The organism is Paenibacillus hebaui, assembly GCF_051934385.1.
In the GTDB taxonomy this organism is placed as follows: domain Bacteria; phylum Bacillota; class Bacilli; order Paenibacillales; family Paenibacillaceae; genus Paenibacillus.
Genome location: NZ_CP196836.1, coordinates 3,486,221 through 3,507,676 on the forward strand (window position 1 = coordinate 3,486,221; position 21,456 = coordinate 3,507,676).

The 21,456-nt window shown below is 43.5% G+C and carries 11 protein-coding genes and 1 pseudogene; all 12 read left to right on the forward strand.

The window, feature by feature from the left end:
• Positions 1 to 19 precede the first annotated feature (19 nt).
• Positions 20 to 6,997 (forward strand): amino acid adenylation domain-containing protein, encoded by a 6,978-nt coding sequence (locus ACR32F_RS15365; protein ID WP_440119540.1) that lies wholly within the window; start codon positions 20 to 22, stop codon positions 6,995 to 6,997.
• A 550-nt stretch (positions 6,998 to 7,547) separates the two neighbouring features.
• Positions 7,548 to 7,703, forward strand: a pseudogene (locus tag ACR32F_RS15370) (arsenate reductase); the annotation flags it as partial.
• Positions 7,704 to 8,079: 376 nt separating this feature from the next.
• A complete protein-coding gene (locus tag ACR32F_RS15375; protein WP_440119541.1) occupies positions 8,080 to 9,657 on the forward strand; it encodes a response regulator transcription factor in 1,578 nt (525 codons plus the stop codon).
• A complete protein-coding gene (locus tag ACR32F_RS15380) occupies positions 9,654 to 11,393 on the forward strand; it encodes a histidine kinase (RefSeq protein ID WP_440119542.1) in 1,740 nt (579 codons plus the stop codon). The genes ACR32F_RS15375 and ACR32F_RS15380 overlap by 4 nt, the downstream gene beginning before the upstream one ends.
• Before the next feature lie 123 nt (positions 11,394 to 11,516).
• Positions 11,517 to 13,181, forward strand: a complete 1,665-nt coding sequence (locus tag ACR32F_RS15385; protein WP_440119543.1) for an ABC transporter substrate-binding protein — start codon at positions 11,517 to 11,519, stop codon at positions 13,179 to 13,181.
• Between the two features lie 37 nt (positions 13,182 to 13,218).
• A complete protein-coding gene (locus ACR32F_RS15390; RefSeq protein WP_440119544.1) occupies positions 13,219 to 14,895 on the forward strand; it encodes an ABC transporter substrate-binding protein in 1,677 nt (558 codons plus the stop codon).
• Positions 14,896 to 15,001: 106 nt separating this feature from the next.
• The gene (locus ACR32F_RS15395; RefSeq protein WP_440119545.1) at positions 15,002 to 15,973 is read left to right on the forward strand and encodes an ABC transporter permease; all 972 of its coding nucleotides are present in this window, start codon (positions 15,002 to 15,004) and stop codon (positions 15,971 to 15,973) included.
• Between the two features lie 15 nt (positions 15,974 to 15,988).
• A complete protein-coding gene (locus ACR32F_RS15400) occupies positions 15,989 to 16,909 on the forward strand; it encodes a carbohydrate ABC transporter permease (protein ID WP_440119546.1) in 921 nt (306 codons plus the stop codon).
• Positions 16,910 to 17,159: 250 nt separating this feature from the next.
• Positions 17,160 to 17,582 (forward strand): DUF3237 family protein, encoded by a 423-nt coding sequence (locus ACR32F_RS15405; RefSeq protein ID WP_440119547.1) that lies wholly within the window; start codon positions 17,160 to 17,162, stop codon positions 17,580 to 17,582.
• A gap of 186 nt (positions 17,583 to 17,768) precedes the next feature.
• Positions 17,769 to 18,365, forward strand: coding sequence for an RNA polymerase sigma factor (locus ACR32F_RS15410; RefSeq protein WP_440119548.1), 597 nt, complete (start codon positions 17,769 to 17,771; stop codon positions 18,363 to 18,365).
• Positions 18,366 to 19,032: 667 nt separating this feature from the next.
• Positions 19,033 to 20,397: a cytochrome ubiquinol oxidase subunit I gene (locus tag ACR32F_RS15415; RefSeq protein ID WP_440119549.1), complete on the forward strand. Its 1,365-nt coding sequence runs from the start codon at positions 19,033 to 19,035 to the stop codon at positions 20,395 to 20,397.
• Positions 20,397 to 21,410: a cytochrome d ubiquinol oxidase subunit II gene (locus ACR32F_RS15420; RefSeq protein WP_440119550.1), complete on the forward strand. Its 1,014-nt coding sequence runs from the start codon at positions 20,397 to 20,399 to the stop codon at positions 21,408 to 21,410. Before ACR32F_RS15415 ends, ACR32F_RS15420 begins: the two co-directional genes overlap by 1 nt.
• Positions 21,411 to 21,456: the final 46 nt, after the last annotated feature.

The following is a 21,456-nucleotide window of genomic DNA, read 5'->3' on the forward strand; positions in this document are numbered from 1 at the left end:
TGAATTGAGAGGTACAGATATGGATACATCCAAAACTTCTTTACTTGAAAATCAAGTCAATGTGTATGAGAATTTCCTGACTAGTGCCAGACATATTCCTTTAAAAAACAGGATGATGGATGAGTTAAGTGTGATTTGTCAACAGGAAAAAGTAACAGAACATGATATTTTGAAATTAACCTTTTATCTATTACTACATAAATACAATTTGAATAAAGAGGTCCCAATCTATGCTGTGACTGGAAGGGAGCTGGAAGCAGTAAGTATTGATTATGCCGACAGTGATTCTTTCAATGACATCGTAAACGGGTTTTCAGACGGAAAAGTATCTCGACAAACGGTGAACTTTTCTCAATTAAACAAACAAAACCATAATTATTTCTTACTTGAAGAGAGAGAACTTGGGGAGAACATGGAGTATTTTGTAGCCCCAGGTATCTCTTATGATATGGTGATGATTTATAAATTACAGGGTATGGATCTAAACTGTGCTCTCCTGTGTGGCAAGCAAATGAAGCACAGCTTGGATTTTATTAACCAGATGTTATCTCACTTTGAGAGACTACTAATAAATCTGATCGATAATATACATATGCCTGTTGGGGAAATCGGCATATTGGATGAGAATGAACGCAACCGACAGCTGGTTCAGTGGAATCAAACTGAACGAAAAGATGCAGGCCAGTATACTGCAATTCAGCGTTTCGAAGAGATGGCAGAACGATATCCAAACCGAATTGCTGTGGAGCATCTTCAGGAGCAGTTTTGTTATCAGGAACTTGCCCAAAAAGTAGATCAGTGTGCAGCTGCCTTGTGCGCACAAGGGATTAACCGGGGAACGAAGGTAGCCGTCAGTATGCGGAGCTCCGCTAATCTGGTCGTTTCACTTCTGGCCATCTGGAAAGCTGGCGGTGCCTATGTGCCTTTAGATCCGTATTTCCCCCAAGAGCGTCTAGCGTATATGTTAGCCGATTCAGAAGCTCAGTTGCTGCTTCTTGACCATATTACAGCGGCAACTTGGGAATCTCATGCGATTCCAAGCTTGAATGTACAGGCACTGTTTGAGTCATCGACTATGGCCGAAGGGATTGCTGTTAATGATCGTTCAGAGCCAGGAGGCCTGGCCTATATTTTGTACACGTCAGGATCAACGGGGAAACCTAAGGGTGTGGAGATTTCACATCAAGCTTTGAGCAATTTTTTAACAAGTATGTCCGAAGAACCGGGCATGAGTAAGGAAGACCGGTTACTGTCCGTAACGTCGATATCATTTGACATCAGTTTATTAGAGTTATTTCTTCCTCTCACAACAGGTGCGAGAGTCATCTTGGTTGACCGCGAGACCGCAACAGATGGCCTCCGGTTAACACGTCTAATTGAGGAGAAGGAACCAACAATGATGCAGGCTACACCATCAACATGGCAGTTGTTACTTGCAGCTGGATGGGAAGGAAGCGCGGAGTTAAAGATTTTGTGCGGGGGTGAGAGCTGGTCGAGAGAGCTCGCAAGTCAATTGCAGGCCAGAAGCAAGGAAGTTTGGAATATGTATGGGCCTACCGAGACGACCATTTGGTCAGCAATCCACCAAGTCAGAGAACAGGAAGGAATCATTCCAATTGGCCGCCCGATTGCGAATACCCAGATGTATGTGCTGGATCGTCATAAGGAACCCGTGCCCGTTGGTGTAGCTGGTGAGCTCTATATAGGCGGAGAAGGGGTAGCGAATGGATACTGGAACCGGGGAGAACTTACCGAGGAGAAGTTTGTAGACAATGTGTTTACGGGGAAGGACAAGATGTACGGAACGGGTGACTTGGCAAGGTACAATGCCGAAGGCATTCTGGAGTGCTTGGGACGGATGGATCAGCAAGTAAAAATTAGAGGTTACCGGATTGAATTGTCTGAAATTGAAAGCCAGCTGCTGCAGCATGAATCGATTGAAAATGCTGTCGTGGTATCTGTGCAGGTGGGTGAAGAAGCACAGTTGGCTGCGTACCTCGTACGAAAGCCGGGTATGGCGTGGCCAGGTCATCAGGCAATGCGGCAATATTTGCAACGATCACTTCCTGAATATATGCTGCCCACATCGTATATGGAAATCGAAAAACTACCGTTAACACCAAATGGGAAAATAGATCGAAAATTGTTAATGTTACAAGAAGTTAATATGGAAAACACAGGAAATAAAGTATTGCCGCGGAATACGATTGAAAAAATGCTGGCAGAGATCTGGGAAGAGACTCTTAATCTTAGGTCAGTCGGAGTGTATGATAATTTTTTTGAATTAGGGGGTCACTCTCTAGCGGCAACCAAAATGATGGTTCGTATCAATAGAATCATTCAAGGTAATTTGTCCTTGAGTGTAATCTTCAATTCGCCCACCATTGATGGGCTTGCTCAATTTATTCATACTTTAGGTAATAATCCATTGGCCGAACATGAAATTAGGGCGACTTCGAAACAGGAAAGAACAAAGCCGTCGTTTGCACAAGATAGGGTGCTCTTTTTGAATCAATTGCTTGAAGAGAAGTACCTTTATAACGTGCCCTTTTTTATGGAGCTGACTGGTGAACTGAATCCGTTTATTGTTGAAGAATGTATACTTGAAATTGTGAAGAGGCATGAAGTACTCCGTTCTGCCTTTACTTCCATTGGGGGATTCTCAAAGGTTCAAGTTATGGAGGCTGAAATTTCTTATAGGTACCATGATTTGAGTGGGCTTTCAGAGCAGCAAAAGGTTACTCAATCCGATAAGCTTTCCCAAGAGCTGATTCGTATGGAATTCATATTGGATCACCCACCCTTGTTTCATGTTGCGTTAATTCGTTTAGAGAGACAGAAATATATGATGGGCATTGTATTCCATCATATCATTAGTGACGATTGGTCTATTGAGTTGTTTATGAAAGAATTCTCCATGTTTTATGAAAATAAAGTTTTGAATAGAGCGCATAAACTTGTGCCACGTTCTATTCAATACGGAGATTATGCATTGTGGGAACAATTGCCGACTCAATCTAATCAAATTAATCTGCATTTGGAGTATTGGAAGAAAAAGCTGGAGTGGGATTGGTCTGCCCTTGCTTTACCTTCCGATCGTAAACTTGTAAAGAAAACATCACATAAGGGAGATGTTTTTACTTTTGTTATACCTAAGCACATAACAGAAAAGCTTCTGAACCTTGGTGAGGAAAATAACAGCACAATGTACATGGTTTTACTCACGATATTTCAAATCTTGTGCTATAAATACTCTGGTCAATCTAGGTTTCTTATTGGATCGCCTGTCAGTAACCGAAATCAAATTGAAACTGAAAATGTTATAGGTTTTTTTGTGAATACGGTTATTATTTCCGCAGATGTAGGGGGAGACCTGACATTCAAGCAGCTTCTACAAGATGTACGTCAAACGGTACTAGAAGCTTTTGAACATCAAGTTCCATTTGATAAGTTAGTGGAAGTTCTGAAACAAGATCATTCCAGAGGGGATCACTCTTTAATCCAAGCTATGTTTCAAGTTGCCCCAGAAATCAGGCTATCAATCGAAGGGATAGATATCCAAGAAAAAGCAGTTGGGATAAGTACATCTAAATTTGATATTGGTTTAAATATGAAGGTCAGTAATGAATGTTTATATGGACAAATCAATTATCGAACGGACTTATTTAGCGAAGCATGGATAGGCCAATTCAGCACACATTTTCAGAAATTAATAATAGACGCTGTTGAAAACCCTGAGATTAAGATTAGTCAGTTACAACTTCTTAGTCCTAATGAATTAAAAACGATCGCTATTCAAGCTGACGCTGAAGGAGCACACTTTGCAGGAGCGAATGTTGTAGATTTATTTGAAAAACAGGCTCGTGAAACTCCTCAACATATAGCAGCAACGTATGAATTGGAAACTATAACATATGAACAATTAAATCAAGACGCAAATCAGATCGCACATTTTTTAGTGGGGCAACAGACGAATAACAAGGTAGACATTGTAGGTATTTGCATAGAAAGATCCATCGATATGATTACTGCTTTACTGGGAGTTTTAAAGGCAGGTATGGCTTATTTGCCCCTGGATCCTGCGATTCCTAAGCAAAGATTGCAATATCAACTTCAAGATTCGGGTGTTGAGTTTGTACTCACCAGTGGATTTTCAGACGCATTCTTCTCGATAAAAGACGCCATACGGACAATAGATGTGAAGAGCGAATGGATTCGCTCCCAACTGGATAACCAGCCTACCACTAATCCAACTTGTCATATTGAGGAGACCGATCTAGTTTATTTGATATATACTTCAGGTTCCACGGGTTATCCTAAGGGAGTTATGGTGGAACATCGAAATCTAATGAGTTATTTATCTGGTACGCAAAAAACCATTCGTTTAGAGGCGGTTTCCAGTTATGCAACCGTTTCTACTCTTGCTGCTGATCTAGGGAATACGATGATATTTCATTCTTTAATTAGTGGGGGGGTATTACATGTCATAAGCAAAGAAAGGGTGTCAGATCCTGAACAATTTGCAGCATACTTCCGTAGTAATCCAGTGGATTGTTTGAAAATCGTTCCTTCGCATTTGAATTTTCTTTTGTCTGCTTCTGAACCAAAAGATATTCTACCTAAGCGGCGTATCGTTTTAGGGGGAGAAGCATTATTATGGGAGCAAGTGGACATGATATGGAGCTTACAACCGGATTGTGAAGTAATTAACCATTATGGTCCAACAGAAACGACGATTGGGGTAGCTACACATACACTGAAACAAAACATGCCTAGATACTCTTCTGCGGTTCCTTTAGGTTATCCCATCGCCAACACTGAATTCTATATATTGGATGAGGCATTTCAACCTGTACCTAGAGGCGTTAGAGGAGAGTTATATGTGAGCGGTCCTTCTCTTTCTCGAGGGTATAGAAATCAAGATGAAATGACAGCTCGGAACTATGTGACATTCGAGCATCTTCATGACAGTAAGCGGCTATATCGTACAGGAGATTGGATTAGGCAACTACCCGATTATTCGGTAGAGTATCTGGGGCGTCAGGATGACCAAGTGAAAATTAGAGGTTATCGCATCGAGATACCTGAGATCGTATCCGCCTATACAAAGCATCATCATATCCGTTCTATTTATGTACAGATCGAGAACCATCAAACACATGAATTAGTTGCTTACATTGTCTCTGATCATCCAAACTTATTACATTTAGTGGAATTAAGGGATTATGGATTGCTTCATCTGCCTAATTATATGGTACCTGCTAAATTTTATATTTTGGATGTTATCCCTCTTACCATGAATGGAAAGGTAGACACATTTGCTCTGGCTAAGGCCCCAGGTATTAAGGAGCTTAAGCCACAGAGGCAGAAAGATAAACTCACAGAAGATGAACAAAGAATCAGAAATATATGGGCAGAGATTCTTCAATTGCAGCCTTCTGAAATAGGACTCTATGACAATTTTTTTGTGCTGGGAGGACATTCTCTGTTAGCTACGCAAGTCATATCAAGAATTAGGAAAGAATGGGGAAAGAATATTCCACTATCCTTTATTTTTGAATATGCCACAATATTTGATTTGACGAAGAAGGTTGTGAGTACGGATGTATCCAGCACCTCTGCATCTCAAGAGCAACTTGTGAAAGTTCAGACGAACGGAAAACTATCCTCTGCTCAACAAAGACTATGGTTTCTGGATCAATTGGAAGGCAACACTGCATTGTACAATGTTCCCAAGGTAGTACGGATAGAAGGCGATTTTCAGATGGATGTTATGGCGAGAAGTTTGAAGAAAATTGTGAAACGTCATGAAATTTTACGTACTATATATGAAGAAGTGTGTGGGGAACCTGTACAAACTGTGCAAGAAGACAGGGATTTACCGATCGTTGTAATGGATCTGCGTAAAACAACAAATAGTAGACAGTGTGGTTTAGATTATTTGAAGAATGAAGCTAAAGTCCCATTTAATTTGAAAGAGGATTCTTTGATTCGTGCCTACATGATCCAAACCCAAGATTTTGAATTTCTGTTTATGTTAAATTTTCATCATATCGTTGTCGATGCTTGGTCTCTCAGTATCATCTTTAAAGAAATTGAATATTATTATGGCGAGCAGTTTAATGGTGAGCAACATGATAGTTTCCCAGAACCTCTTCAATATGAGGAATTTATAAAGTTAGAGCAATATAAGCTAAATAACCAATATATAAAGGAACAACTGAGATATTGGAAAAGTACGCTAGAGGGCAGTAACGCTAATGTGACACTTCCTACAGATCATGCCCGGCCGGGTAAGTTATCTACTCATGGATATACACATTATATTTCAGTTTCAGACCAACTGTATACCGATTTAATTCATTACAGCCGATCCCAAGGAGTCAGTTTATTTACAACGACTTTATCCGCCTTTGGTGTGTTGATGTACACAGTCACAGAGCAAGAAGAGATTTGCATAGGTACTCCCATTGCCAACCGTACTGACAAAGAAGTTGAGGGGATTGTGGGTTTCTTTGTAAATACAGTTGTAATAAAAATGGAGCTTTCCTCCAATCCAACCTTTGAGCAATTACTTAGACGTATCCAACGAAGAACATTAGAAGCGTATGATCATGCTGATGTTTCTTTCGAGCAATTAACCGAAATGTTGTTAGAAGAAAGAAATCCAGCCTATTCTCCTTTCTTCCAGATCATGTTTGAAACAAGTAAAGAGTTAATGTTAAACCTTCCTCATGTGGTATCTATACCTGAGCATCTTGATGCAGGAACGTCCAAATTTGATCTGAGTATTAATATTATTGAACAATCTAACAACATGCTCATAGCACTAGAATATAATACTGATTTGTATGATAAAGAAACCATCCATTTGTTCTCAGATAAATATATACGGATTTTGGAATCTGTCATGGCGAATCCAGATCAAAGGTTAAGACAATTCAGTAGTTCCGCTAATTCAATTTCGGCAAAAGAACTGGATGAATTATGGAATTAGAAAGGAACCATTGTGCAGGGAAGTATATCAATGGTTCAGCAACGAATTGAACCTTTAGCCCGAAATACATTAAACTTAATTAAAAGCAGGGATAAAGAACGATCGGTTTTTCAATACGGAAAAGATGAGAAGAAGTTAGAAATGAAGTGTGGAGTGTAGTCAAAGACACTTGAGCAACCACATTGTATGAAAGAAAAATCCTTCGTCAGCTTAGAGATCATAAATTGGGGCGTGTCTGAAAAACTAATTCCAATAAGGTAATCTCAACAAAATCATAGTGGAAGAGAGAAAAGCAAAGCCCAAGAAGTTTCGAGAGAGCTTATCATGACGTGTTCGAAGCTTTTTACTGACTGCGTTTTAACTAACAGGAAACTTTAGTTGGCCCTAGTCTAAAACCTCTTATTTGAAGCAAACTAGAATTAATTGCTCTTATAGGAGGTTTTATTATGATTTTAAGTGAACTTTGGAATCATTACTCCAGGTTGCCAGGCTTCTCTTATTTTCATTTAGCTAACGGACAGATAAGTAGGCTTAATAAACCTGTCCGTTATGTCCAATGACACCACCACATGTGAAGCGAGAACACTGGGGATTCGATGATCCTGCCAAAGCGCAAGGTACAGATGAAGAGAAATGGGCCGTATTCCAGAGGGTTCGTGACCAGATTGGGGAGCGCATTAAAACGTTTGCTGAAACAGGCGAATAATACAAACCTACCGGGAGAAGCATGAAATGCGCAATATGGCGGGTTTGCTGGAAAAGACTCAGAAAAAGGGCTGTACATGCAAGTCGTTGATTCTAATCGGATCAGCGGCTTTTTGGTGTAAGCGGATTACCTCCTAGTCTTTTCGCGCAATAAATATGACGATCTGCGCAATGAAATTGCAGACGGGAACCTATAGAATGGAAGCATTCTGGCATATTTAAACAGAAATATGCCAACGATTTCCATACATGGGTATGCGAAGCTATTGGCGTGGCCTATATCAATACGAATATGCAGAAGGAACCATACTGGATTCCGCCGATAGGAGAACATGCTACCGGCGGTTTATTTTCGTTTGAAGAAAGGGGACGAAAGGATGTTAAAAGTATTACTGGTAGACGACGAGATGTATGTTCGGAGAGGGATGCATGAACTCATTAACTGGGACGATCTTAATATGGAGATTATCGGAGAAGCAGAGAACGGGCTAGAGGCATTGAACATGATTGAATGCCTGCAACCTGACGTGATCATTACGGATATACGGATGCCGATCCTGGACGGGCTGGAACTTATACGGGCCGTGGAGGAACTGCGACATCTGGAGCCGGTGTTCATTATCATTAGTGGTTATCATGACTTTAAGTATGCACAGCAGGCCATCAAGTACGGCGTTCATGACTATATCCTGAAGCCTATTGATGATGAAGAAATGACGGCGACGTTACAGAAGTCGGCTCATATGATTTGCAATAAAAGAAAACATATCCTCTTGGCAGAGGAACAGGCCTGCAACATCATGCTGGAAGATATGATTAAAGGCCATGTACGGAAGGAAGATGAGCATCGGTATGCCGAAGTATTCGGGATCAATCATCATTCGGGTCTGCTGATTGCACTTGTTGAACTTCAGACGGGATTAGACAAAAGAAAAGTCACCATTGAGCTAGTACGTGAAGCGCTGCCTTCTCTGGAGGATGATTTCTCCACTATGTTCGTTATTGAACAACAGCACGGCAGATTTCGCCTATTGCTGCTGTGGAATAAGCAGGAATACAACGACGAGAACTCAGCGCTACGAGATAAGCTGCATGGCATTCATCTGGCGCTGAGCGAGCGGCTTAAGCTGGACATCGGTCTTTACGCTGGAACCCTTGTCAAAGAAATTGGCGATGTCCCGCAATCCAATCAGGAGGCAGAAGAAGCAGCCAGGCATAAATTTGCAGAAGATGCTGGTGTCGTGCGGTATGCAGAGATCAAGGATAAACCATTGTACGTTTTTAATGTATATCAGGACGATGTGGAACAATTAATCTTGAGCTTGGAAGAGGGGGACCGGCCTGCTTACCATGAGATTGTAGAGGAGAAGTTCCAATTGTTTCATGTGAATCGATTCTCTCCTCAGGCTGTATCAGGCTCTCTTCTACGCTGTATAACGTGCATTTTGGCTGTGGCCAAAGAAATGGGCGGTAGTGATGAAGGGTTGCAGCGACTAAAGGAGTTGGTACAACAAAGTCATGAAGGCTGGAATTTGCGGCTATTGAAGAACGCTTTTCTAATCGCACTGGAGGAAGCTGAGGAATATATCTCCCATTTGCGGAGTGAACAGTCCAAAGGGGATATTAACAAGATCAAACGATATATTGATACACATTATACCGAAAACATCAGTCTCAAAAGCATTGCTGCGCTCTTCTATATGAATCCCGTCTATCTCGGACGGTTATTTCGCAAAAGCTACCATCTTTATTTCAATGAGTATCTGCTTAGCCTGCGGATCCAGGAAGCGAAGAAATTGCTACGCCAAACGGATCTGAGGATGTACGAGGTTGCTGCACGCGTAGGATTTCAGAATGCGGATTATTTTGTAACGCAGTTTGAGAAGCTCGTCAAGCTGTCACCTACGGAATATCGTAATCTCCTTATGGGAAATGAGCAGCGAGGTGCACGATGACCAGATGGAACCTGAACTATATGAAGCTCCGGGACAAGCTGCTGCTCATGTACGTCCTGTCCGTGTTTATTCCCATCGTTGTCACCAATGTGGTGTTCTACAATGTCACAACCGCCAATATTCGCAGTCAGAAAACCCGTGATGCTGGCATGGCGTTGAACAATCTGAAGAATGACCTGCGAGTAACCATTGATCAGGGCGTTGGCTTGTCCTATTCGTTATATGCTGATCCAGTGTTCAATGACACACTTTCCCGTCCGTTTCGCAGTCACTTCGAGTACATTCAAGCCTATAATTCGTATTTAAAAGGGGAATTCTCCAGTCAATTGAACCAGGGAATTCGCTGGTATCAAGTGTATACCGATAATCCTACCATTTTATCCTCCGGGTATATTGAACGGTTAAGTGACGCCACCCGCAACGCTAACTGGTACATTCAGTTTCAGGCATACTCCCATCCTTATCCGGCACTGATCGCAGCGGATCAGAGTTTAAGTCTGGTTCAACGCCTCGACAATTTCGATACCGGAGGTGTAGAGCAGCTGCTTAAAATTGATCTGAACATGGATCTGATCAAGCAACATTTTCATAACAGCGGTTTTGACGGAAAAGTATATCTGATTGATCCAGGAGGGCACATCCAATTTTCAAACGATTTGATAGCCGAAGAATCTCAGGTAGGGAAACTCTACAGCGAGATCCAGTTTCCGAACAAGACGATTCCGTTCGAACGTACGTATACGGGCATTAACTATCTGGAGGGCTGGTCACTGCAAGGGGGCATGGATGAAGAGATTGTGTTGCAGGAGGTTCGCAAGTCCCGCTCTTTCGTTGTTTGGCTTGCTTGCATTAATTTTGTATTGCCTACCATCATCATTGCGGCCATGTCCAGATCCATCCATGTCAGACTGGTGCGGATACTTAAACATATGAAAAAAATAAAAACGCAGAATTTTCAGACGATTCCTCCTGAAGATGCAAGAGATGAGATTGGTCAGCTCACGATGGAATTCAATCGAATGACCGAGACGATCCATAACCTGATCCATGAGGTATATCTGGCGGACATTCAGAAGAAAGACTTGGAGTTAAAACAGCAGCAAGCACAGCTTCATGCGCTCCATAGCCAAATCAACCCGCATTTTCTGTTCAATACTCTTGAATCGGTACGGATGCGGAGCCTCATCAAAGGCGAGAAGGAGACAGCCAAAATTGTGCATAACATGGCCAAGATGTTTCGCAAGTCGATCAGCTGGAACCAGAATGATGTGACGGTGAAGGAAGAATTGGAACTCATCGAGAGTTTTTTGCAAATTCAGAAATACCGCTTCGGAGAAAAACTCCAATACAGCATTGAAGCAGATCGTGCGGTACTGATGTACCGTATCCCCAAGATGGTTATTCTTCCATTTGTTGAGAATGCAAGTATTCATGGCATCGAGTCATCTCCAGGTATAGGCAACATTCAACTCCTCGTTTCTATTGAACATGACCAGCTCCATATCAGAATTACGGACAATGGAATAGGCATGTCACCAGCCAGATTGGATGAGCTGCTGAGCTACCTAGCTCAGAACACGGATATGGGAGAGCATGTCGGCATGAAGAATGCGTATAGTCGCTTAAAACTATGCTACCAGGATCGCTTTTCTTTCGAAATCCAGACATGCGAAGGAGAAGGAACGCATATCCAGATTAAGCTGCCGCTTGATCAAGCGGCCATGCAGGACGATTGAAACAACGACGAATATACTTTACAAAGTAGAAGGTACACTTTCATGGGTAACGTTGAAAGCGCTATCTTGATATATTGAGAAGGCTTACAGACAAAAAGAATACGTTAAGGGGGCATCCGCTGCATGTTTAGAAAAAAAGTCTTTGTAACAGGTCTGGCCATCTTACTCGCCGCAACACTGGCAGGCTGCAATAAAACCAGCCCGGAAACGACTTCTCCTGACAGTAATGACAACACCCCGGTCACCTTCAAATATTTCACGTTTGGTGGGGGCAAGAAGGACATTCTGGCAAGCAGTACGACCATTGGTAAGAAGCTACAGGAACAAACAGGCGTGGACTGGAAGATGGAATATCTGGTCGGCGACGGCGCAACCAAGGCAGGCGTGATGATTGCGAGTGGAGATTACCCTGACATTATTGACTCCAGCGGAGAAATGGCCAAGTTGATGGATGCAGGATCTTTTATCCCACTGGATGAACTGATTGAACAATACGGGCCTAACATCAAGCGAGTATATGGTCCCTATATGGACAAATTCAGACAGGAGGATGGAAAGATATATTTCTTCCCGTACACTGCCAACATTGGTTATGTGTCAGAGCCTAACTTCCAGACCGGCTTCTATATTCAGCGTGCTGTACTGAAAGAGTTCAACTACCCCAAGATCAAGACGCTGGACGAATATTTCGACTTGATTGAGCAATATAAGCAAAAGTATTCGCAAATCGATGGAAAGGAGACCATCGGCTTCGCAACACTTGCGGGTGAATCCGGCAGCTTCTTCAGCCTGCTAAATCCGGCCATGCATCTGGCAGGTTATCCCAATGATGGAAGTGTGATGGTGGATATGCAGAGCCATGAAGCCAAACTGGTAGCAGGGTCTGATTATCAGAAACAATGGATTCAGAAGCTAAGCGAGGTTAATGCACAGGGTATGTTTGATCCAGAGTCCTTTACGATGAACCAGGATCAGTATCTCGCCAAATTGACGTCCGGTCGGGTGCTGGGATATTTCAGTTATTCCTGGCAGGTTGGAGATGCAACGAACAATCTGAAGAAGGCCGGTATTGACGATAAACGTTACGTATCGCTACCGATCGTATTTGATAAGAACGTCAAAGACCAGTATATCGACCCGCCGGGCTTTGTGAACAACTATGGTGTCGGGATTACCGTAAATGCCAAAGATCCGGTGCGAATTATTAAATATTTTGACAATTTGCTCAAGGAAGAAAACCAGATTCTGGTTCAATGGGGCATTAAGGACGAGACGTATAGTGTGAATGATGAGGGCCGCTTTTATTACAAAAATGAGGACCAGCGCAAAGCCCATGAAGATCCGGAGTTAAGCCGGAAGTTCGGCTTTGACTATTTTAACTACAGTTGGCCTCGTTACGGCAACAACTCCTTGCTGGAGGATGGCAATGCCTATGGACCAGGCAACCAACCAGAGGTGGCAACCTTTAGCTACACGGACGGTGACAAGCTGTTGTTAGAGAAATATGGCGTGGAGACATTTTCAGAATTATTCAGCACACCTGATGAGCGTCCTTGGTCTCCTGCATGGTCCATTGCACTGGAGCAAGGCTCTCCTGAACAGATTTTCATCACCAAGGCAGAAGATCTGCAGAAGAAATACTTGCCCCAAATGATTATGGATTCGCCTTCCACTTTCGAGAACACATGGAACGAATATATGAGTCAATTGAATCAATTGGACAAGAAAACATACGAAGAAACGATCACACAGGCCGTGAAGGATCGTGTAGCAGGAAAATGGTGGTGAAATCCAATCAGATCACATTGAACGGGGGAATCTTCACATGTTGAGACCAAAATTAAAAACAGCGGGTTTAGCGGTATTACTGACAGCTCTACTGGCTGGGTGCAGTCAGAACAATTCGTCCTCAGCGCCTTCAGCTGCAAGTGATGATGAGAACAGTCCAGTCACGTTCTCATATTACATGTTCTCTCCAGGCAAGAAGGATACTCTGGCAAGTGAAACAACAATCGGTAAAGCATTGCAAGAGCAAACGGGTGTGGACTGGAAGATGGAATATCTGGTCGGCGATAGTGCTACGAAAGCCGGTGTCATGATTGCTAGTGGAGACTATCCTGATGTCATTAGCTCCAGTGGTGAAATGTCCAAGTTACTGGATGCCGGGGCCTACATTCCACTGGATGATCTGATTGAGGAATATGGTCCGAATATCAAAAAAGTATATGGACCGTATTTCGATAAAATGAAAAATGCAGAAGACGGAAAAATCTATGCACTGCCATACACGGCTAATCAGGGTGAGTACTACGGTAGTCCAAATGTCGGCGGAGGGGCCTTCTGGATTCAGCGCTCTGTGCTCAAGGAGTTTAACTATCCCAAGATCACCACACTGGATGAATACTTTGATCTGATCGAGGATTACAAGGAAAAGCATCCAACTATCGATGGTGCGGAGACCATTGGATTTGTCTCACTTGCGGGGGTAGCCAATAACTTTTTCACTTTGCAAAATCCAGCGATGCATCTGGCCGGTTACCCGAACGATGGAAGTGTCATGGTGGATATGAACACCCATGAGGCGAAAGTGGTCGCCGGAACAGATGCCCAGAAAAAATGGATTCAGAAGCTGAATGAAATCAATGCGGAAGGCATGCTTGATCCAGAATCCTTTACGATGAACAAAGACCAGTATCTGGCCAAGCTTACCTCGGGTCGTGTTCTAGGTTATTTCAATTACGGCTGGCAGGTTGGAGACGCGTCGAAAAACCTGCTCTCAGCAGGTATTGATGAGAAACGTTATGCACCGCTTCCTATTGTTTTTGACAAAGAAATTAAAGATCAGTATGTTGATCCTCCCGGCTTCGTCAACAACTATGCAACGGGTATCTCGGTGAATGCCAAAGATCCTGTTCGTATCATCAAATATTTCGATAATTTGCTGAAGGAAGAGAATCAGATTTTGGTCCAATGGGGAATCAAGGACGAGACGTATAGTGTCGATGAGAAGGGCCGATTCTATTTTGCCAATGAGGATCAACGTAAAGCGCATGATGATCTGGAGCTGAGCCGCAAATTCGGGTTCACCTATTTCTCCTCAGACTGGCCGCGTTATGGTGGTGAATCCACACTATCCGATGGTAACGCTTATAGCCCGGGTAACCAGGCTGAAGTAGCTTATGCATCATACACAGAGGGGGACAAGAAGTTCCTCGAAGCTTATGGCATCCAAACCTTTAGTGAATTATTTAACAAGCCGGAAGAGCGGCCGTGGTTCCCAGCATGGTCCATCGCGCTTGAACAAGGTTCACCTGAGCAAGTTTTTACCACCAAATCCGATGATCTGCAACGTAAATATTTGCCGGAAATGATCCTGGGATCACCAGCGAATTTTAACAAACTGTGGGAAACCTACATGGCTGAATTGAACAAATTGGACAAAGCCGGCTATGAAGAGACCATTACCAAAGTCGTGAAGGATCGTGTCGCAGGAAAATGGTAATACGAACGCATTAAAACAAACGGTTACATGCGTAGGGAAGACGAAAGACCAAGAAATCAGTCTTCCCCTCCCATGAATAACAGCATAGGAAAGGAGCAGGCTCAACGTGGAGAAACATAATGTCTCCCTTAATTCTATACCTCCAGCCTTGGAGCCAAAGGGACGTAAAACAAATTCATTTTTCAAACGGCTTGTGCAGCAACGAACGCTTGCCTGGATGTGTATTCCTTTTGTCGCCTGGGCGTTTATCTTCAAGTACCTGCCGTTATGGGGATGGACCATGGCTTTTCAGAACTTCAAACCAGCGAGATCCTTCTCGGATCAACAGTGGGTAGGCTGGCACCACTTTCGTATATTGTTTGAGGATAATACGTTCTACCGGGTGCTGCGAAATACGCTTGTCATGAGTTCCATTAAACTGGTGTTGGGATTTGTGACAGCGATTACGCTGGCTCTATTGTTGAATGAACTGAAAAATGTGATTTTTAAACGTTTTGTGCAAACCGTCAGTTATCTGCCTCACTTTATTTCGTGGGTTGTTGCTTCCAGCATTGTATTAACGGTCTTGTCACCAGACGGAATTATCAATCTGCTGATGATGAAACTTCACCTGATTGACAGTCCGGTGCTGTGGATGGGGAAAGGTGAATACTTCTGGGGTATTCTGGGTGCAACCGAGGTGTGGAAGGATGTCGGCTGGAACACTATTATCTATCTGGCAGCGATTACGGCTATTGATCCAGCGCAATATGAGGCTGCTGAAATCGACGGAGCCAGTCGTTTCAAACGGATGTTATATATCACCCTGCCAGGCTTGAAACCAGTTATTGTGATTTTGTTGATCATGAACATGGGAAGTATTCTGGAATCCGGATTTGAACCACAGTATCTGCTGGGTAACGGGATGAATATGGACTATTCGGAGAATCTGGACATCTTTGTACTGAAATATGGTTTAGGGATGGGGAACTTTTCCTTAGGTACAGCAGCAGGCATATTCAAAACCGTGGTCAGCTTCATCTTCCTTTTCTCCGCAAACTTTATAGCGAAAAAAATGGGAGAGAGCAGATTATTCTAAAAGGAGGCCTATGCCATGCGAAAAGGAAACACATCCCGCTTGCGGAATAGCAGCACTGGGGATCGAGCGTTTGACACCATTAACATTATTTTCATGGTGTGCCTGATGATTGTGACGATCTATCCCTTTGTTAATATGATTGCCGTATCCTTTAATAATGCCAATGATGCCATTCGGGGTGGAATATATCTATGGCCGCGGGTATGGACACTGGACAATTACAAATACATTTTTGGCGAATCCGATATCTATCACGCGACTCTGATCTCGGCGCTGCGTACGGTCATTGGAACCATTGTATCTGTCTTCTGTACAGCCATGCTCGCGTATACGGTCAGTCGTCAGGAGTTTGTGCTTCGCAAGTTTGTTACAATGTTTTTTGTATTTACTATGTACTTCAGCGGGGGGCTGATCCCGGGTTATCTGTTGATTCGTGACCTTGGATTGATCGGTTCCTTCTGGGTATATATCATTCCGGGTGTAATCGGTGTCTTCAATATGATCGTCATCCGTTCCTTTATTGAAGGTCTTCCTGAAGGTATTCTGGAGTCAGCCCGTATTGACGGGGCAGGGGAGTTCACGACATTTATCCGCGTTGTCCTGCCGCTAACGATTCCCGCCATGGCAACCGTATCGCTCTTTGTAGCCGTAGGACAATGGAACTCCTGGTTTGACGTATTCCTGTACAACTCTTCCAATAAAGAATTAAGCACGCTGCAATACGAATTAATGAAGATTCTGCAAACCTCGACGACAACAGCCACTTCATCAGCAAGCGATGCTTATCAGTCTGCCGAGAGCAATGCAACGGCGGTCACGCCAACCTCGATTCGAGCGACCATGACCATTATTGCGAGTGTTCCTATTCTGATGGTGTATCCGTTCTTGCAGAAATACTTTGTACAGGGCATGACGATTGGTGGTGTGAAGGGGTAGTCCATGAAGATGACAACCTTCAGCAGACAGGATCGGAAAGTGTGATGACGTACCTTCATGATAGGATCAAAAGGACTGATTTCAGCAAACGGAATCAGTCTTTTTGATATTTAATCTACATGCTATCCTCTGGCATTTCCTCGCTACAGGCAAAATGGAGCAGCATCTTAACAAATTCGCATTTATAATTGTCTTATTACTATTTTCGATCCGAATGAACAAACTCGCAAAGGTCTGGAGGTGGATACGCGTGAAATTAGAAGAATTGTTCACAGTACATGTGAACATAGAGAAATCATTCGAATTACACAATAGTGAGGATGATTCAGTCGTTATGATTACTTTCACAGGCAGCGTGACCGGAGATTATTTTGAAGGAATGGTGCTTGATGGAGGAGTGGATACCCAGATGATCGGAAAGTATGGTGATCGGCACAGTCTGTCGGCAAGGTACATGCTCCAAGGAAAAGACCACACAGGGCAAACCTGCAAAATTTATATCGAAAATAATGGAAATATGGATAAAAAACTGAAAACTGCATTATTTCGCACTTCGCCCAAAATGATTACGAATAGTACGGCATTATCTTTTTTGAACAGCGATACGCTCATTGGGGAAGGACATGCAACAGAGGCAGGGGTAGATATAAAAATATACAGGGCAATACTCTAACGCAGAATACATGATAACTCTGTTGATCATGTTTTACGGAGCAAGACACCCTGTTATTCAGAGTCGCTTAAATAGCGACTTTTTTAATGGGTACAAGTAGTTTATATATCCATTATAAAAAGAACTTGGCCGATTATCAGTTAGATACATATCTAAATAAAAAATCACACAACAAAATGTGACCAAATGCTGTCCTTAAGAGTGTTAGCGGATACGCTATTCCGAATTGCCATGGTGCACCTTGGCAGACGAGAAGATGCGGAGGAAGCCACTCAGGATACCTTCATCAAACTAATAGAAAAAGCCCCTACGTTCAACGATGCGGAACATCAGAAAGCATGGTTGACTCGAGTCATCACCAATCATTGCAAATCCTTATTAGGCAGAGGCTGGCGCAAACGAGAGGTCAAGCTGGAGGGATTTGATCCCCTTACGACGGATAACCCCGAAGATCAGGCGCTGATTGAACTTGTGCTGTCACTGCCTGTCAAGTATAGATCGGTGGTTCATCAGTATTATTACGAAGATTATCCGATCCGCGAAATCGGCGAGATCCTGGAACTGAGCGAATCAGCGGTGGATCATATGAAAACCAACGACCAAATGAAAAAACGGGTAGAGCAATCCTTGAACACGCAACGTCAGGGGCCAAAACGCCAGCGCAAACCTCTATACATTGCAGCAAGCGTCGTTATCGCTGCCAGCATCGGACTGGCTGCGCCGAGTGTATGGCAGCAATTAAGTAGACCAGTACGTATATACACAGTCCGCCACATCGCTTGACGGCGCTAATGCGCTCACCCTGCTCGGCGAGAAGTTCGGCACCACAATTGGCGGCATCGATGAGCTGAGCGGCCAGGATAAATAGGTTGAGAAAAGCGCGTTTCAAGCGTTCTGGAACAGCCTGGGCGAGTAAGCGGTAATTAATGGTTCTATTGAAAGTCGCTAATTTAGCGGCTTTTTTGTTATTGAACGAAATTTTCTCTTGTATTACCACGTTCTAGCTTAATGAAGCAATAGCTCGATTGGGTGATTTTTTTGTTTTTCACCAAGTTGTCAGAAAGAGTTGATCCTTTCTTGAACGTTTATAGTAGAAGATGTGTCGGTGATTGAATTGCTAAAAAATAAAGATATAATAATTTTGATTATTAGGTTTCGTCTACTACTTTGAATGCATTCCAATCAGGTTCCAATAAGCTTCCAACTCTTGCTTCAGCCAGTAACAAACAGGCGTACACCCAATGAACGTGTGGCAAGATATCGTTATTCCTTACTTTGTGAAAAAATTCTCTTAATTGATGCATGAATTAAAGAAACGTCCACAAGTCGGAAAAGGCAACGATGCCGTAGAGCTTGGTCAAACCTCATTTTGAATGTAAACAAGAGCAGTAGGCCTAGTCATAAGCATGAATGAAAATTGAACAGAGTTTGAAAGGAGGCAGTACAAAGTATGGCTATTGATACAGTGCTATGGAGCAGGCTAGTGACAGGTTTGACGCTCGGGTTTCACGTTATTTTTGCAACGCTTGGTGTCGGTGTACCGCTAATGATCGCTATTGCAGAGTTCATGGGCATCCGGAAGAAGGACCCCCATTACATACTTATGGCGAAGAGGTGGTCACGAGGGTTTGTCATTTCTGTGGCGGTTGGTGTCGTGACAGGCACAGCGATATCCCTGCAACTGGCCTTGGTGTGGCCGAATTTTATGAAGCTGGCGGGGAATGTCATTGCACTGCCGCTATTTATGGAAGTGTTCGCGTTCTTTTTTGAAGCTATTTTCCTGGGCATTTATTTGTATACGTGGGATCGGTTCAAAAACCCGTATATTCACTGGCTGCTGACCATTCCGATTGTCGCCGGGGCAGGTATGTCTGCTGTTTTTATTACGACAGTGAACGGATTCATGAACCAGCCTGAAGGCTTTGTCATGGAAGCAGGTCAATTCATGGCGGTTAACCCCGTGCAGGCGATGCTGAATACGGCGACGTTCTCCAAGGTATTCCATGTATTAAGCTCGGCCTATCTGACAGGAGCAGCCCTGTTAGCGGGAATTGCAGCCTTTGCAATGCTGAGAAAAGGCGTATCTGCCTATCACAAGAAAGGCTTGAACCTCATGATGGCCGTTGTTTTGGTATTCAGCTTACTGAATACCTTAGCTGGAGATGTATCTGCCAAGTTTTTGGCCGAACACCAGCCGGAGAAGCTTGCAGCAGCCGAATGGCATTTTGAGACGGAAAGCGGCGCGGACTTGATTTTCTTGGGATGGCTGAATGCTGAGCATGAAATTATAGGCGCTCTTCACCTGCCGAAACTGCTCAGTTTTCTGGCCTTTGGAGACTTTAATGCCGAGGTAACCGGGCTGGAGGAATTCCCTCTGGATGAGCGTCCGCCACTTCTTGTGCATTACATGTTTGATTTAATGGCGGGAATTGGATTCGCTCTGCTCGCTATATCATGTCTATATTTCCTGTTTGTGTTCTGGAAGAAGCGCAATGAGCTGAACAAGTGGCTGCTTCGTGTCATTGCACTGAGCGCACCACTTGCTTTTCTGGCCGTGGAGATGGGCTGGTTTTATGCAGAAGTGGGGCGGCAGCCATGGATTATCCGAGGATATATGCGTGTAGAGGAAGCCGCGACTTCTTCACCGAGTGTTAGAGTTTTGTTTTTCGTCTTCTTGCTACTGTACATCGTACTCGGCACCATATGTGTTCTCGTGTTAAGACGTTTGTTCAATAACAATCCTGCTGACCTTGAGATGGAGAAATGGATGAAGGAGAAGCCTGATCAACCAACAGAGAAAGGTGGACCTGCATAATGAGTTATGAATTGATTGGTATTTCGGTACTCTGGCTGTTCTTGTACGGCTATCTTATTGTAGCTTCCATCGATTTTGGAGCAGGCTTCTTCGCCTTTTATGCACGCCTGACGAAGCAGGATCACCTGATTAATCGTCTGATCTCCCGCTATTTATCACCGGTCTGGGAGATCACCAATGTATTTTTTGTCTTTTTCTATATTGGCATCGTCGGATTTTTCCCGGATACGGCCTATTATTATGGCTCCGCGCTGCTTGTTCCGGGAAGTATTGCCGTCATTCTACTTGCCATTCGTGGTTCGTTTTATGCTTTTGAAAACTACGGTTCCAAAAACAACATAGTGTATCTGTTTTTATACGGAGCTACAGGTTTGCTTATTCCGGCTTCGCTGTCAGTAGCGCTGACACTGTCTGAAGGCGGATTTATCCTGAAACAAGGCGAGACGGTTTCCCTGGATTATTGGGCGCTGTTTACCAATCCGTTATCGTGGAGCATCGTGGGACTCGCGATCGTGTCCGTATTGTTCATTAGCGGAACATTTCTGACATTTTACGCTTCTCGGGCAGAGGATCATTCGGCATTGAAGCTGATGCGGAACTATGCTTTATTCTGGAGCACACCGACCATTATTCTCGCACTGACCGCATTTATTTATTTGGGTCAACACAATGAGCGCCATTTTCAAAATATGATGGATTTATGGTGGCTGCTTGCGCTTTCCGTTGCTTTCTTCATGATCGCCATGTGGCTGTTATATAACGGACGCCGTTACGGATTAGCTTTTATTTGCATCATGCTGCAATTTTTCACAGCCTTTTTCGCTTACGGGATTGGGCAGTATCCTTATATTCTTGATCCATACATCACGATTCAGAGCAGCGCCACATCGCCAGCGATGGGTTTCGCGCTAGTCGTTGTGTTTATCGGGGGGCTGTGCCTGTTGATTCCTTCTCTTATTCTGGTCTTCAAACTTTTCCTGTTTGATGCGGATTATGTAAAAGGCAAAAAATAAAGGAGGAGCGTTCTGTGAAAAGGCAAAGGCAAAGTAAATCCAGTCT

Bases quoted from the DNA above. Each gene is read 5' to 3' on its own strand.
- ACR32F_RS15365 (WP_440119540.1), top strand. From the start codon at position 20: ATGGATACATCCAAAACTTCTTTACTTGAAAATCAAGTCAATGTGTAT.
- ACR32F_RS15410 (WP_440119548.1), top strand. From the start codon at position 17,769: ATGCTGTCCTTAAGAGTGTTAGCGGATACGCTATTCCGAATTGCCATG.
- ACR32F_RS15415 (WP_440119549.1), top strand. From the start codon at position 19,033: ATGGCTATTGATACAGTGCTATGGAGCAGGCTAGTGACAGGTTTGACG.
- ACR32F_RS15385 (WP_440119543.1), top strand. From the start codon at position 11,517: ATGTTTAGAAAAAAAGTCTTTGTAACAGGTCTGGCCATCTTACTCGCC.
- ACR32F_RS15400 (WP_440119546.1), top strand. From the start codon at position 15,989: ATGCGAAAAGGAAACACATCCCGCTTGCGGAATAGCAGCACTGGGGAT.
- ACR32F_RS15420 (WP_440119550.1), top strand. From the start codon at position 20,397: ATGAGTTATGAATTGATTGGTATTTCGGTACTCTGGCTGTTCTTGTAC.
- ACR32F_RS15380 (WP_440119542.1), top strand. From the start codon at position 9,654: ATGACCAGATGGAACCTGAACTATATGAAGCTCCGGGACAAGCTGCTG.
- ACR32F_RS15375 (WP_440119541.1), top strand. From the start codon at position 8,080: ATGTTAAAAGTATTACTGGTAGACGACGAGATGTATGTTCGGAGAGGG.
- ACR32F_RS15390 (WP_440119544.1), top strand. From the start codon at position 13,219: ATGTTGAGACCAAAATTAAAAACAGCGGGTTTAGCGGTATTACTGACA.